Annotated in this window: 12 protein-coding genes and 1 riboswitch; of the genes, 10 read left to right on the top strand and 2 right to left on the bottom strand. The window is 68.7% G+C overall.

Annotation, left to right across the window (positions count from 1 at the left end; genetic code table 11):
* The first annotated feature begins 2 nt into the window (after positions 1 to 2).
* Genes BM198_RS13595 through BM198_RS13580 form a run of 4 tightly spaced genes read left to right on the top strand, consistent with a single transcriptional unit; the run spans position 3 to position 5,685 of the window.
* The gene (locus BM198_RS13595; protein WP_074970592.1) at positions 3 to 2,090 is read left to right on the top strand and encodes an acetate--CoA ligase family protein; all 2,088 of its coding nucleotides are present in this window, start codon (positions 3 to 5) and stop codon (positions 2,088 to 2,090) included.
* Positions 2,091 to 2,122: 32 nt separating this feature from the next.
* Positions 2,123 to 3,742, top strand: coding sequence for a 5-guanidino-2-oxopentanoate decarboxylase (locus BM198_RS13590; RefSeq protein WP_074970590.1), 1,620 nt, complete (start codon positions 2,123 to 2,125; stop codon positions 3,740 to 3,742).
* A 15-nt stretch (positions 3,743 to 3,757) separates the two neighbouring features.
* Positions 3,758 to 4,978: a pyridoxal phosphate-dependent aminotransferase gene (locus BM198_RS13585; RefSeq protein ID WP_074970588.1), complete on the top strand. Its 1,221-nt coding sequence runs from the start codon at positions 3,758 to 3,760 to the stop codon at positions 4,976 to 4,978.
* Complete coding sequence (locus BM198_RS13580) at positions 4,975 to 5,685, top strand: NAD(P)H-dependent oxidoreductase (RefSeq protein WP_074970586.1); 711 nt, start codon at positions 4,975 to 4,977, stop codon at positions 5,683 to 5,685. Before BM198_RS13585 ends, BM198_RS13580 begins: the two co-directional genes overlap by 4 nt.
* Before the next feature lie 53 nt (positions 5,686 to 5,738).
* Here BM198_RS13580 and BM198_RS13575 read toward each other — a convergent pair whose 3' ends face one another.
* A complete protein-coding gene (locus BM198_RS13575; protein ID WP_074970584.1) occupies positions 5,739 to 7,175 on the bottom strand; it encodes a TolC family outer membrane protein in 1,437 nt (478 codons plus the stop codon).
* 207 nt (positions 7,176 to 7,382) lie between these two features.
* Positions 7,383 to 7,489: riboswitch (TPP riboswitch) on the top strand.
* Positions 7,490 to 7,579: 90 nt separating this feature from the next.
* On the opposite strand from BM198_RS13575, the gene thiC reads away from it, so the two are divergent.
* On the top strand, positions 7,580 to 9,463 hold the full coding sequence (gene thiC / locus BM198_RS13570; protein ID WP_074970582.1) for a phosphomethylpyrimidine synthase ThiC: 1,884 nt from the start codon (positions 7,580 to 7,582) through the stop codon (positions 9,461 to 9,463).
* Between the two features lie 131 nt (positions 9,464 to 9,594).
* Positions 9,595 to 10,884: a putative hydroxymethylpyrimidine transporter CytX gene (gene cytX, locus BM198_RS13565; RefSeq protein ID WP_074970684.1), complete on the top strand. Its 1,290-nt coding sequence runs from the start codon at positions 9,595 to 9,597 to the stop codon at positions 10,882 to 10,884.
* On the opposite strand, the gene BM198_RS13560 is transcribed toward cytX, so the two are convergent.
* Entirely contained in the window at positions 10,853 to 11,602 is a 750-nt protein-coding gene (locus tag BM198_RS13560) for an RsiV family protein (RefSeq protein ID WP_074970580.1), read from the bottom strand. The two genes, cytX and BM198_RS13560, sit on opposite strands and share 32 nt — an antisense overlap.
* A 180-nt stretch (positions 11,603 to 11,782) precedes the next feature.
* Between BM198_RS13560 and BM198_RS13555 the strand changes: the two genes are divergently transcribed.
* The 4 genes from BM198_RS13555 to BM198_RS13540 all read left to right on the top strand — a co-directional run bounded on the left by BM198_RS13555 (position 11,783) and on the right by BM198_RS13540 (position 14,458).
* On the top strand, positions 11,783 to 12,400 hold the full coding sequence (locus tag BM198_RS13555) for an NUDIX domain-containing protein (RefSeq protein WP_074970578.1): 618 nt from the start codon (positions 11,783 to 11,785) through the stop codon (positions 12,398 to 12,400).
* Positions 12,391 to 12,846 carry a DUF1249 domain-containing protein gene (locus BM198_RS13550; RefSeq protein WP_069560628.1) on the top strand — a complete coding sequence of 152 codons (456 nt, stop codon included), beginning with the start codon at positions 12,391 to 12,393 and terminating at the stop codon, positions 12,844 to 12,846. Before BM198_RS13555 ends, BM198_RS13550 begins: the two co-directional genes overlap by 10 nt.
* Positions 12,847 to 12,965: 119 nt before the next feature.
* Entirely contained in the window at positions 12,966 to 13,781 is an 816-nt protein-coding gene (gene cpdA / locus BM198_RS13545; protein ID WP_074970576.1) for a 3',5'-cyclic-AMP phosphodiesterase, read from the top strand.
* A 59-nt stretch (positions 13,782 to 13,840) separates the two neighbouring features.
* Positions 13,841 to 14,458, top strand: a complete 618-nt coding sequence (locus BM198_RS13540; RefSeq protein WP_074970574.1) for a YqiA/YcfP family alpha/beta fold hydrolase — start codon at positions 13,841 to 13,843, stop codon at positions 14,456 to 14,458.
* Positions 14,459 to 14,470 lie beyond the last annotated feature (12 nt).

The raw sequence follows: 14,470 nt of genomic DNA, 5'->3' as shown, positions 1-14,470 counted from the left end.
CCATGAAACGCGAAAACCTCCAGCGCCTGCTGGCGCCCCGTCACCTGGCCTTCATCGGTGGCCGCAGCATGGCGCGCGCGCTCAAGCGCTGCGCCGAAGGCGGCTTCGCCGGGCCGATGTGGCTGGTCAACCCGCAATACGACGAACTCGAAGGCGTGCCCTGCGTGCGCACCATCGCCGACCTGCCCGAAGGGCCGGACGCAGTATTCGTCGCCACCCACCGCGAGCTGACCCTGCAGGCCGTCGCCGAGCTGGCCGCCAAGGAGGCCGGTGGCGTCATCTGCTACGCCTCCGGCTTTGCCGAGACCGGCGCCGAAGGCGAAGCCCTGCAACGCCGCCTGCTTGCCAGCGCCGGTGACATGGCCCTGCTGGGCCCCAACTGCTACGGCCTGCTCGACTACCTGCACGGCGCCGCGCTGTGGCCGGTGGCCCACGGCGGGCACCTGGTGGAGAAGGGCGTGGCGGTGCTCACCCAGAGCGGCAACTTCGCCTACAACCTGTCCATGAGCGACCGCTCGCTGCCCATCGCCTACATGGCCTCGGTGGGCAACCAGGCGCAGCTGGGCGTGGCCGAACTGATGGACGTGCTGCTCGACGAGCCGCGCGTGACCGCCATCGGCCTGCACCTGGAAGGGCTGAGGAACGTTCCCGGCTTCGCCCGCGCGGCCTACAAGGCGTTGCAGAAAGGCATCCCAGTGATCGCCCTGAAGACCGGCGTGTCGCAGATCGGCGCCGAACTGGCGCTCAGCCACACCAGCTCCCTGGCCGGCTCCGACGCGCTGTACGACGCGCTGTTCGAGCGCCTCGGGGTGATCCGCGTCAGCGGCCCGGTGAGCTTCATCGAAACCCTCAAGGCGGCCGCCTGCGGCAACCTGCCGGCCGGTCCGCGCCTGGCGGCGCTGGCCTGCTCCGGTGGCGACGCGGGGCTGATCGCCGACTACGCCGAACGCAACGGTCTGGCCCTGCCCAAGCTGGTCGACGCCCAGCGCGCCGAGCTGGCCCAGGTGCTGCCGGACTACGCCAACATCGCCAACCCGCTGGACTTCACCACCGCCATCTGGGGCGACGGCCCGGCGCTGGAGCGCATGCTCGACAGCGCCCTGCAGACCGACGCCGATGCCGCCCTGCTGGTGCTGGACTACCCCGGCGAGGAAACCGGCGAGCGCCCGCAGTGCGACCTGCTGCTGGCGCTGTACTGCGCGGCGCTGGAGCGCCACGGCAAGGTGGGCTTCATTGCTTCTGCGTTGCCGGAGCTGCTGCCCAGGCAGGCCCGTGAACGGCTGCATGCCCACGGCGTCGCCGCGCTGCAAGGCGTGGAAGACGGCCTCGCCGCCTGGGGGCGCATCGCCCACTACCGCCAGCGCCGCGACGCGCTGCTGGCCCGTGGCGAAGCGGCGCTGGTGCCACTCTGCCCGCAGGCGCTGGAAGGCGAAGGCCGCCTGCTGGACGAGTGGCAATCCAAGCAGGCGCTGAAAGCCTTCGGCCTGCCGCTGCCGCGCGCGGCGTTGAGCACGCCGGCGCAAGCCCGCGAAGCGGCCGCCGATGTCGGTTTTCCATTGGCGCTGAAAGTGGTCAGCGCGCAGCTGCCGCACAAGACCGAAGCCGGCGGCGTGGCGCTCCACCTGCGCAACGAGGCGGCGCTGGAAGCGGCGCTGTTCGACATGCGCGCGAACATCGCCCGCCACGTGCCCGGCGTGCCCTTCGAGCAGGTGCTGCTGGAGCGCATGGCCAACCCGCCGTTGGCCGAGCTGATCGTCGGCATCAAGCGCGAGAACGGCTTCGGCCTGGCGCTGGTGCTGGGGGCCGGCGGCATCCTCGTCGAGTTGCTCAAGGACAGCCGCAGCCTGCTGCTGCCCACCACCGATGCGGCGATCCGCGATGCCTTGCTCAGCCTGCGCAGTGCGCCGCTGCTCACCGGCTTCCGTGGCCGCCCGGCGGTGGACCTGGAGGCACTGGTGGAGGCCATCCGCGCCGTCGCCGACTACGCCTGCGAACACGTGGACAGCCTGCTGGAGCTTGATGTGAACCCGCTGCTTGCGGACGCCGAAGGCGCCGTGGCGGTGGATGCACTGATCCGCCTCGCCGAATGACCGTCACGCTTCAGCCCTTGGGGAGACGACCCATGCAACAGACCACACCTCTCACCGGCGGCCAGGCCCTGGTCCGCCTGCTGGCCAACTACGGGGTCGACACCGTGTTCGGCATTCCCGGTGTACACACCCTGGAGCTGTACCGGGGCCTGCCCGGCAGCGGCATCCGCCACGTGCTGACCCGCCACGAGCAGGGCGCCGGCTTCATGGCCGATGGTTACGCGCGGGTCAGCGGCAAGCCGGGCGTGGCCTTCATCATCACCGGGCCGGGGGTGACCAACGCTGCCACCGCCATCGGCCAGGCCTACGCCGACTCCATCCCGCTGCTGGTGATCTCCAGCGTCAACCACACCGCCAGCCTCGGCAAAGGCTGGGGCTGCCTGCACGAGACCCAGGACCAGCGCGCGATGACCGCGCCGATCACCGCGTTTTCCGCCGTCGCCCTGAGTGCCGAGGATTTGCCCGAGCTGATCGCCCGCGCCTTTGCCGTGTTCGACAGCGAGCGCCCGCGCCCGGTGCATATCTCCGTGCCGCTGGACGTGCTGGCCAACCCGGTCGCCCGCGACTGGACCCATGAGGTGGTGCGCCGTGCCGGCCGTGGCCAGCCCTGCGCCATCGCGCTCCGGCAGGCTGTGGATAAACTCCAGGTCGCCCGGCGCCCGATGATCATCGCTGGCGGCGGCGCGCTGCAGGCCGCCGATGCCCTGGCCGCGCTGAGCGAGCGCCTGGCCGCACCGCTGTTCACCAGCGTCGCCGGCAAGGGCCTGCTGGCGCCGGAGGCGCCGCTCGCCGCTGGCGCCACCCTGTGCACCCAGGCCGGTTGGGACATGATCGCCGAGGCCGATGTGGTGCTCGCCATCGGCACCGAGATGGCCGACACCGATTACTGGCGCGAGCGCTTGCCGCTCACCGGCGAGGTGATCCGCGTCGACGTCGATTCGCGCAAGTTCAACGACTTCTACCCCTGCGCCGTGGCGCTGCTGGGGGATGCGAAGGCCACCGCCGAGGCGTTGCTCGCCGCGCTGCCGGCTGCCGCGCGGGATGCGGCCAGCGCCCGTGAACGCATCGGCCGGCTGCGTGAGCAACTGGAGGCCAGTCACGCCCCGCTGCAGCGCATCCACCAGGCGATCCTCGAACGCATTGCCCAGGCCCTTCCGGACACCGCCTTCATCGCCAGCGACATGACCCAGCTGGCCTACAGCGGCAACTACCTGTTCCCCAGCCGGGCGCCGCGCAGCTGGCTGCACCCCACCGGCTACGGCACCCTCGGCTACGGCGTGCCGGCCGGCATCGGCGCCAAGTTCGGTGCGCCGGAGCGCCCCGGCCTGGTGCTGGTGGGCGACGGCGGCTTCCTCTACACCGCCCAGGAGCTGGCCACCGCCACCGAGGAGCTGGACAGCCCGCTGGTGGTGCTGCTGTGGAACAACGATGCGCTGGGGCAGATCCGCGACGACATGCTCGACCTGGACATCGAGCCCATCGGCGTGCTGCCGCGCAACCCGGATTTCGCCTTGCTCGGCCGAGCCTACGGCTGCGAGGTGCGCCAGCCGCAGAGCCTGGATGCGCTGGAGCAGGACCTGCGCGAGGGCTTCCGCCATCCAGGGGTGACCCTGATCGAGCTGAAACACGCCTGCGCCCAACAGGCCCGCTGACCCAAGGAGCTGCCCATGCGCTACTCGAACTTCACCCAACGCATCGCCGGCGACGGTGCTGCCGCCTGGGACATCCACTACCGCGCCCTGGCGCGTATGGAGCAGGGCGACGACATCCTGCTGCTGTCGGTGGGCGATCCGGACTTCGACACGCCGGTGCCCATCGTGCAGTCGGCCATCGACAGCCTGCTGGCCGGCAACACCCATTACGCCGACGTGCGCGGCAAGCGTTCGCTGCGCGAAGCCATCGCCCGTCGTCACAGCCAGCGCAGCGGCCAGGCCGTCACCGGCGATGACGTGGTGGTGCTGGCCGGTGCTCAGTGCGCGCTCTACGCCGTGGCGCAATGCGTGCTCAACCCCGGCGATGAAGTGATCGTCGCCGAGCCGATGTACGTCACCTACGAGGCGGTGTTCGGGGCCTGTGGCGCCACCGTCGTGCCGGTCCCGGTGCGCTCCGAGCACGGCTTCCGCGTGCAGGCCGAGGACGTGGCCGCGCGGATCACCCCGCGTACCCGCGCCCTGGCGATCAACAGCCCGCACAACCCCTCCGGCGCCAGCCTGCCGCGTGCCACCTGGGAAAAGCTGGCCGCGCTGTGCGTGAAAAATGACCTGTGGATGATCTCCGACGAGGTCTACAGCGAGCTGCTGTTCGAGGGCGAGCACATCAGCCCCGCCAGCCTGCCGGGCATGGCCGAGCGCACGGCGACCCTCAACAGCCTGTCTAAGTCACACGCCATGACCGGCTGGCGCGTGGGTTGGGTGGTGGGCCCGCGCGCGCTCTGCGGGCACCTGGAGAATCTGGCGCTGTGCATGCTCTACGGCTCGCCGGACTTCATCCAGGACGCTGCCTGCACCGCGCTTGAGGCGCGCTTGCCGGAGCTGGAGGCCATGCGCGAGGCCTACCGCCAGCGCCGCGACCTGGTGCTCGATTGCCTGGCCGACTGCCCCGGCGTGCGCGCCCTGCGGCCGGACGGGGGCATGTTCGTGATGGTGGACATCCGCGCCACCGGGCTCTCCGCCCAGGCTTTCGCCGACCGGCTGCTGGACGGCCACGGGGTCTCGGTGCTGGCCGGCGAAGCCTTCGGCCCCAGTGCGGCCGGACACATCCGCCTGGGCCTGGTGCTGGGCGCCGAGCCCCTGCGCGAGGCCTGCCGCCGCATCGCACGGTGCGCGGCCGAGGTGCTGGAGCAGGGCGCGTCCTCTTCCAATGACCCAGCGCGACGGGAGTTCGCATGAATGTATTGATCGTCCACGCCCACAACGAACCGCGCTCCTTCTGCACCGCGCTGTGCCGGCTCGCCGAGCAGACGCTGCGGGAGCAGGGGCACGCGGTGAAGGTGTCGGACCTTTATGGGATGAACTGGAACCCGGTGGCCAGCGAGGCGGACTTCCTCGAACGGCGCAACCCGGACTACCTGGTGTACGCCCTGGAGCAGCGCGAGGCGGTGACGGCCCAGACCCTGGCCGCCGACATCCGCGAGGAGCTGGACAAGCTGCTGTGGGCGGACCTGGTGATCTTCAACTTCCCGGTCTACTGGTTCTCCGTGCCGGCCATCCTCAAGGGCTGGTTCGACCGGGTGCTGGTCTCCGGCATCTGCTACGGCGGCAAGCGCTTCTACGACCAGGGCGGGCTGGCGGGCAAGCGCGCCTTGCTGACCCTGACCCTGGGCGGGCGCGACCACATGTTCGGCCCGGGGGCGATCCACGGCCCGCTGGAGGACATGCTGCGACCGGTCCTGCGCGGGACGCTGGCCTACACCGGCATGACGGTGCTGCCGCCGTTCGTCGCCTGGCACGTGCCCTATGTGAGCGACGACGTGCGGGGCGGCTACCTGCAGGCGTACCAGGCGCGGCTCGCCGGGATCGAGCAGGACACACCGCTGGTCTTCCCCCGTCTCGACCAGTTCGACGCGCGGCTGTACCCGTTGCCCGCAGAGGGCTGAACGGCCCAGGAACGAAAAAGCCCGGCATGTGCCGGGCTTTTTCATGGGGCCTGTCAGTTGGCCTTGTTGCGCAGGCTGGCTTCCGCCGCCTTGGCCAGGTCCGGGGGCAGGAAGTCCTTGTCCGGGTCGTAGTCCGCTTTGAGGAAGCCGGCCAGGGCTTCCAGGTCGGCCGGGCTCAAGGTGCCGGCGGCCTGCTTCAGGCGCAGGTTGTCGAGGATGTAGTCGTAGCGGGCGTTGTTGTAGTCGCGCACCGAGCTGTACAGCTGGCGCTGGGCGTCCAGCACGTCGACGATGTTGCGGGTGCCGACCTGGTAGCCGATTTCGGTGGCTTCCAGGGCGCTCTGGTTGGAGATGATCGACTGCTTGCGGGCCTTGACCTGCTCGACGTCGGTGTTCACCGCGCGGTGGTAGTTGCGGGTGTTCTGCACCACCTGGCGGCGCAGGCTTTCGCGCTGCTGCTCGGTCTGGCTCAGGCGCTGGTAGGACTCGCGCACCTGGGAGCTGGTCAGGCCGCCGCTGTAGATCGGGATGTTCAGCTGCAGGCCGATGGTGCGCTGCTCGACATCGCTGCCGTAGCGCACGGGGCTGGTGCCGCTGTTGGTGAAGCCGAGGCTGTCGTTGTCACCCTTCTGGTACTGGGCGACGGCATCCAGGGTCGGGGCGTGGCCGGACTTGCGCTGGCGCAGGGTTTCCTCGGCGGCGTCCACGGCGTGGTTGCTGGCCTGCAGGTTGAGGTTCTGCTGGGCGGCGGTGTCGACCCAGGCCTTGGCGTCGTTCGGGCTGGGCACCACCACCGGCAGGGTGTGCTGGATGCCTTCGATGGCGCCGTATTCACGGTTGGTCAGGGTGGTCAGCGCCTGGAAGGCGTCTTCCACGTTGCGCTCGGCGATCATCCGGTTGGCGCGGGCGGTGTCGTAGCCGGCCTGGGCTTCGAGCACGTCGGTCTTGTCCGAGAGGCCCACGTCGAAGCGCTCGTTGGCCTGGTCGAGCTGGCGCTTGAAGGCAGCTTCCTCGGCCTTGGTGGAGGCGAGGTTGTCCTGGGCGCGGAGCACGGCGAAGTAGCCTTCGGCAGTCTGCAGGATCAGGTTCTGCTGGGTCGCGGAGAACTCCAGGGAGGCCTGCTCGGTACTGGCCTCGGCGGCCTTGAGCTGGAACCAGCGGTCAGCGCGGAAGATCGGCTGGCTGAGGCTGGCCTGGTAGACGATGCCGCTGCGCGAGCTGGTGGCCGAGGGCTGGTCCAGCTTGGTGCGGGTGTCGTTGGCGCTGGCGCCGCCATTGATCTGCGGCAGCAGGCCGGCACGTGCCTGGGGCACGGCCTCGCGCTGGGCTTCGAAGTTGGCGCGGGCGGCGGCGAGGTCGGCGTTGTTGTCGACCGCATCCTTGTACACGGTTACAAGGTCCGTCTTGGCTGACAGCGGGGCGTTGGCTGCCCAGGCGGTTCCGGCGAATGCGGAGGCCACGGCAACAGCCAGTGAGAGTCTGCGCAGCATGATCAATCCTGGATTCAGTGGGGTCGGGCAAGGCTACGGGTGCCGTGGTACGCGGTCAAGACAACCGCCAGGCGGGCTGAGTGTAGTTTGCCGGACGTTATGTTGCCTGCCCGGAACAATACTGTTTTCAGCGGATTTCCTGACGCGCGGGTCATTTATTTACCGGTGCGGGCTTGGTTTGTGGCGGCGGGCTTGATTAGACTGCGCGAGTTCTTGTCGGGGTGCCTCGAATCGGAGGCTGAGATCGGAAAGTTCCGGATCCCGTTGAACCTGATCAGGTTAAGGCCTGCGTAGGGAACAAGATGTGCCTCTCCCGCCTTGCACTCCGGAGAGGTCCCTCTCGGCACCGGCCCCGGTGCACTCTGCCTTTCAGGTTCGCTCCGACATCACCCAGGAGCCTGCCGATGACCGCAAAACAACAACGAAACCTGAGCGAGAGCGCCCAGGTCGATCAGCAATCCGTCCAGCCGTTTCCCCGTTCCCACAAGGTCTATGTTCAGGGCTCGCGCCCCGATATCCGCGTGCCCATGCGCGAGATCGCCCTGGACGTGACCCCCACCGCCTTCGGTGGCGAGATCAACGCGCCGGTGACCGTCTACGACACCTCCGGCCCCTACACCGACCCCGCCGTGCAGATCGACGTGCGCAAGGGCCTGGCGGACATCCGCAGCCCCTGGATCGATGACCGCAACGACACCGAGCGCCTGCCGGGCCTGACCTCCGAGTTCGGCCAGCGCCGCCTGGCGGACGCCGAGCTGTCGGCCATGCGCTTCGCCCACGTGCGCAATCCGCGCCGGGCCAAGGCCGGGCACAACGTCACGCAGATGCACTACGCGAAGAAGGGCATCATCACGCCGGAGATGGAGTTCGTCGCCATCCGCGAGAACATGAAGCTGGCCGAGGCCCGCGAGGCCGGCCTGCTGAAGGAGCAGCACCCGGGGCACAGCTTCGGCGCCGCCATCCCGAAGGAGATCACCCCCGAGTTCGTCCGCGAGGAGGTCGCCCGCGGACGCGCCATCATCCCCGCCAACATCAACCACGTGGAGCTGGAGCCGATGATCATCGGCCGCAACTTCCTGGTGAAGATCAACGGCAACATCGGCAACTCGGCCCTGGGCTCCTCCATCGAGGAAGAGGTGGCCAAGCTGACCTGGGGCATCCGCTGGGGCTCGGACACGGTGATGGACCTGTCCACCGGCAAGCACATCCACGAGACCCGCGAGTGGATCATCCGCAACTCGCCGGTGCCCATCGGCACCGTGCCGATCTACCAGGCCCTGGAGAAGGTCGGCGGCATCGCCGAGGACCTGACCTGGGAGCTGTTCCGCGACACCCTGATCGAGCAGGCGGAGCAGGGCGTGGACTACTTCACCATCCACGCCGGCGTGCTGCTGCGCTATGTGCCGCTGACCGCCAAGCGGGTCACTGGCATCGTCTCCCGTGGCGGTTCGATCATGGCCAAGTGGTGCCTGGCGCATCACCAGGAGAATTTCCTCTACACCCACTTCGAGGAAATCTGCGAAATCATGAAGGCCTACGACGTGTCCTTCTCGCTGGGCGACGGCCTGCGCCCCGGCTCCATCGCCGACGCCAACGACGCGGCCCAGTTCGGTGAGCTGGAGACCCTCGGCGAGCTGACCAAGGTGGCCTGGAAGCACGACGTGCAGACCATGATCGAAGGCCCCGGCCACGTGCCCATGCACCTGATCAAGGAGAACATGGACAAGCAGCTGGAATGCTGCGACGAGGCGCCGTTCTACACCCTCGGCCCGCTGACCACCGACATCGCCCCCGGCTACGACCACATCACCAGCGGCATCGGCGCCGCGATGATCGGCTGGTTCGGTTGCGCCATGCTCTGCTACGTCACGCCCAAGGAGCACCTGGGCCTGCCGAACAAGGATGACGTGAAGACCGGGATCATCACCTACAAGATCGCCGCCCACGCCGCCGACCTCGCCAAGGGCCACCCCGGGGCGCAGATCCGCGACAACGCCCTGAGCAAGGCGCGCTTCGAGTTCCGCTGGGAGGACCAGTTCAACCTCGGCCTGGACCCGGACACCGCCCGCGCCTTCCACGACGAGACGCTGCCCAAGGAGTCGGCCAAGGTGGCGCATTTCTGCTCCATGTGCGGGCCGAAGTTCTGTTCCATGAAGATCACCCAGGAAGTGCGCGACTACGCCAAGGAGAACGGGCTGACCGACGAACAGAAGGCCATCCAGGCCGGGTTCGCCGAGCAGTCCGGGCGGTTCCGCGAAGAAGGCTCGGTGATCTACAAGCAGGTCTGACCGAGCCGGGCCCGGCGTGCCCCAGGCATCGCCGGCGCCCCGATCCACCCTCTTTCGCAAGCCGGGCCTGATGCCCGGCTTCGCGGTTTGTGGGCCAATCCTTGCCACCGTCCAACCAGGGCTTCCGCCACGTGAACACCTCGCCTCGCTACTCGCCGTCCATCCCGGTCGCTTTCGACCAGCGCGTTCTCGGCACGCGCGACCTGTTTTCCTTCTGGTTCTCCCTGGGCCTCGGCCTGATGGTGCTGCAGACCGGTGCGCTGCTGGCACCCGGCCTGGGTGGGGGCGATGCGCTGCTGGCGATCCTCCTGGGCACCGGCGTCGGCGTACTGCTGCTGGGAGCTGCGGCACTGATCGGCAGCGACACCGGGCTGTCGAGCATGGCGGCGATGAAGCTCAGCCTCGGCTCGGCCGGCGCGTCCCTGCCGGCGTTGCTCAACCTGCTGCAACTGGTGGGCTGGGGTGCCTTCGAGATCATCGTCATGCGCGATGCCGCGAGCCTGCTGGCCAGCCGCAGCTTCGGCGAGCAGGGCGCCTGGACCTCGCCGCTGCTCTGGACGCTGGTCTTCGGCGGCCTGGCGACCCTGCTGGCAGTGGCCGGCCCGCTGGCTTTCGTGCGGCGCATCCTGCGGCGCTGGGGCATCTGGCTGCTGCTGGGGGCCTGCCTGTGGCTGACCTGGGACCTGCTGCGTCGTGCGGACCTGGGCGCCATCCTGGCCAAGGCTGGCGACGGTTCGATGGGCTTTGCCCTGGGCTTCGACATCGCCATCGCCATGCCGCTCTCCTGGCTGCCGCTGATAGCCGACTACACGCGCTTCGGGCGGCGGGGCTCGGGGGTGTTTGTCGGTTCGGCCCTGGGCTTCTTCGTCGGCTGCCTGTGGCTGATGAGCCTGGGCGTGGCCTACACCCTGGCGTTCGCCGAGGGCAGCGATGCCAACGCCCTGCTGCTGGCCCTGGCCGGTGCCGGGATGGGCATTCCGCTGTTGCTGGTGCTGCTGGACGAGTCGGAGAAGGCCTTTGCCGATATCCATTCGGCGGCCGTTTCGGCGGGCATCCTGCTGCCGCTGAAGGTGGAGCAGCTAGCCCTGGCCATCGGTGTGCTGTGCACCCTGATCGCGGCCTTCGCGCCGCTGGCGGAGTACCAGAACTTCCTGCTGCTGATCGGCTCGGTGTTCGCGCCGCTGTTCGGCGTGGTGCTGGTGGATCACTTCATCCTGCGCCAGCGCCGTGCGGAGCTGGCGCCGCGCCGTGTGCTGCGCTGGGACACCCTGGTGGCCTGGGGCTGCGGTGTGGCGCTGTACCACCTGCTGGCCGCCCGCTGGCCGGAGCTGGGGGCGACCCTGCCGGCGCTGCTGGCGGCCGGCGTGCTGCAGTGGGGGCTCGGGCGGATCAGCCTCGGCCGGGGAAATACTCCGGCTTGAGGATGCCGTTGAGCTGCGGGTAGGGGATGGTCAGCTCCGGGTGCCCGCTGGCGTAGGGGGCGATGCTGTAGACGTCGTACTTCAGCAGCATCGCGCCACGGGCCAGGGCCACGTGCTCGGTGCGCTGGAAGGGCCAGGTGCTGGCGAAGTCGGCATCCTGGTCCAGCTTGTTGGCCACCAGCCAGCGCTGGTGCGCCGCTTCCGCCAGCTTCCAGAAGGCTTCCTCCTGGCCGGGCAGCAGCATGTCGCGCAGGGTCAGCGCCTGCTCGCGCTTGCGGTCGTAGGTGATGAGGCCGCGCCCCGGCATGCCATGGGCACCGCCGGTGGCCAGGTAGCTGGAGAGCTCGATGATCGTCAGTTGGTCATGCTGCTCGCGTACCTTGGCCTGCAGGTAGCTGGCCCAGCCGGGCTCGGCGCGGGCGAGGAAGTCCCGTTCGTAGGAGGCCAGCGAGGCCGGCAGCGGCGTGCCGGGTGCGTCCTGGGTCATCTGCAGCAGGCGGCGGGTTACCAGGCTTTCCAGCGCCGGTGCGTCGGGGAAGTGCACCACGTCGATGTTCACCAGCGGGCAGCTCTCGCCCTGGCAACCGGGCTTGAGGTGTTCCCAGGCCTGGCGTTCGACCTTCAGGCCGGTGTCGGGCGCAAGGCTCTGGCAGGCGCCGAGCAGGAGGGTGAAGGCGGCGAGCGCCAGTTTTTTGCGCAGGGAGAGGGAATCGGTCATCGGATCGGCTGTCTGCTGGACGGTGCGGTTTTCGACTGTTCCCGGCGCCATGAGTTCGCGGCGCCGGGCAGGAGGGGACGCATGATCCCAGTCCCCGGCCCGCCTGCAAAGAGGCTGCGCAAAGCCGAAACGGCGGAGTAGGATGCGCGGACGCAGAACCACCCGAAAGAGCGAGATGCAATGACAGACACCTTCAAACCCGGCCCAGATGCGATCGACGTGATTGAGCGCGAGGTGTGTTTCCGCGGCTTCTACCGCCTGGACCGCCTGCGCCTGCGTCATCGGCAGTTCTCCGGGCAGATGGGCCCGGAGCTCAGCCGCGAGCTGTTCGTGCGCCACGATGCCGTCTGCGTGCTGCCCTACGATCCGCAACGCGACGAGGTGGTGCTCATCGAGCAGTTCCGTGTCGGCGCCATGGAGAAGAGCCAGAATCCCTGGATGCTCGAACTGGTGGCCGGCCTCATCGACAAGGCCGAGGAACCGGAAGAGGTGGCCCGACGCGAAGCCGTCGAAGAGGCTGACCTGACATTGACTTCCCTCTGGCCCATCACCGCCTACTATCCTTCACCCGGTGGCTCCGACGAATTCGTGCATTTGTACGTAGGCCGTTGCATCGCAGAGGGCGCCGGTGGCGTACACGGGCTGGCGGAGGAGGGGGAGGACATCCGTGTCCACGTGCTGTCCTTCGCCGATGCTCTGGCCGCCCTGCGCGAGGGGCGCATCATCAACGCTGCTGCCATCATTGCCCTGCAATGGCTGGCGCTGAACCGCGACGAAGTACGGGGGATGTGGACGTGAACCTGTTGCGCGACCGCTACCGGGTGGACCTGGCCGGGCTGCAAGCCGCCTGTGAGGCCAACTACGCCCGGCTGATGCGGTTGCTGCCCCAGATGCGTGAGGCCCAGGCCTCGCGCCGCGTGGCCCTGAGCCAGGGCGAGCACCTGCTTGGGGTGCTGGCGCTGGACGTGGTGGAGGCATGCCCCTACACCACCACGCTGAAGGTGCGCCAGGAGCTGCCGCTGCCCTGGCTGCCGTCCCCGCAGCTGGAGGTCCGCGTGTACCACGATGCGCGCATGGCCGAGGTGGTCGCCGCCGAGAACGCACGGCGCCTGCGCAGCTTCTATCCCTACCCCAATGTCGACATGCACCAGCCGGACGAGAAGAGCCAGCTGAACCTCTTCCTGGGTGAGTGGCTGTCCCACTGCCTGGCCTGTGGTCACGAAGTCGAACCCGTCGTCTTGTAGGAAACTTCTTTCCGCCCATCTCCCGGGGCGCGCTAACTGTGAACCATTCCCGGTTCTCGGGTTTACCGCGTCACGCTTGTGCCACCATAATTCGTGGCATTCACCCCCAGGAGACTGTCTTGTCCAGCGCGAACCGCCACGCCGCTGCTCCTTCGGTCCTGCTCGTGCAGTTGTCCGACAGCCACCTCTTCGCCGAAGAAGAAGGACGGCTGCTGGGCATGAATACGCACGACAGCCTGAGCCGCGTCATCGACCAGGTGCTGGAGGAGCAGCCCGCCATCGACCTGGTGCTGGCCACGGGTGACCTGTCCCAGGACGGCAGTCCCGAGTCCTACGTCCATTTCCGTGATCTCTGTGCCCGCATTCCCGCGCCGTGCCGCTGGTTCCCCGGCAATCACGACGAGGTCCAGGTGATGGAGCAGGTGTGCCGCGACAGCGACCTGCTGCAACCGGTGATCGACTTCCCCGCCTGGCGCGTGGTGCTGCTGGATTCCACCATCGGCGGTGCCGTGCCCGGGCATTTCCCGCCCGCCCAGCTGGCCCTGCTGGAGCAGGCGCTGAGCGAAGCCGGTGATCGTCATGTGCTGGTGAGCTTCCACCACCACCCGGTGCCCATCGGCTGCCGCTGGATGGACCCGATCGGCATCCGTAACCCGGACGCCCTGTTCGAGGTGCTGGCGCGCTTCAGCAATGTGCGCGGCGTGCTCTGGGGCCATGTGCACCAGGAGTTCGACCAGCTGCGCGACGGTGTGCGCCTGCTGGCCTCGCCCTCCACCTGCGTGCAGTTCGCGCCGGGGAGCGAGGAGTTCCAGGTCGGCGGCGAGGCCCCGGGCTACCGCTGGCTCAGGCTGCACGGCGATGGCCGCCTGGAGACCGGCGTGTCGCGGGTCACCGGAATCGATTTCGAAGTGGACTACAGCGTCAAAGGTTATTGACCTTGGCGCCGAGGCACGGCAAGAAGTACGACTGCCAGCCACACACCCCAGGACGCCACGTGCCCACCGCCGCCCCCGCCATCCTCTATATCCACGGCTTCAACAGCTCACCCGACTCCCGCAAGGCCCTCCAGCTCACTGCCCTGATGCAGCGCATGGGGCAGGCCGAGCGGCTGCGCGTGCCGGCCCTGCACCATGACCCGCGCCAGGCCATTGAGCAGCTGGAGGCGGCCCTCGCCGAGCTGGGCCGGCCGGTGCTGGTCGGCAGCTCACTGGGCGGCTACTATGCGACCCACCTTGCGGAGCGGCACGGGCTCAAGGCCATCCTGATCAACCCGGCGGTGAACCCGCACCGGCTGTTCGAGGGCCGCCTCGGGCCGCAGAAGAACTATTACAGCGGCGAGGAATGGGAGCTGACCCAGGCCCATGTGGACGCCCTGGCAGCGCTGGAAGTGGCACCCCCGCAGGACGCCAGCCGCTACCAGGTCTGGCTGCAGACCGCCGACGAAACCCTGGACTACCGCGAAGCCGAGCGCTTCTACCGTGCCTGTGCCCTGCGCATCGAGGCCGGCGGCGACCACGGGTTCCAGCGCTTCCCCGCCCATTTGCCGGCCCTGCTGGCGTATGCCGGTTTCCCCGCCCAGCAGTGGCGGGACATCGATTTTTCCGACCTTTGAACGAAAGGGAAT

Source organism: Metapseudomonas otitidis (genome assembly GCF_900111835.1).
Lineage (GTDB): Bacteria > Pseudomonadota > Gammaproteobacteria > Pseudomonadales > Pseudomonadaceae > Metapseudomonas > Metapseudomonas otitidis.
This window is presented reverse-complemented; position numbering and strand designations above follow the sequence as displayed.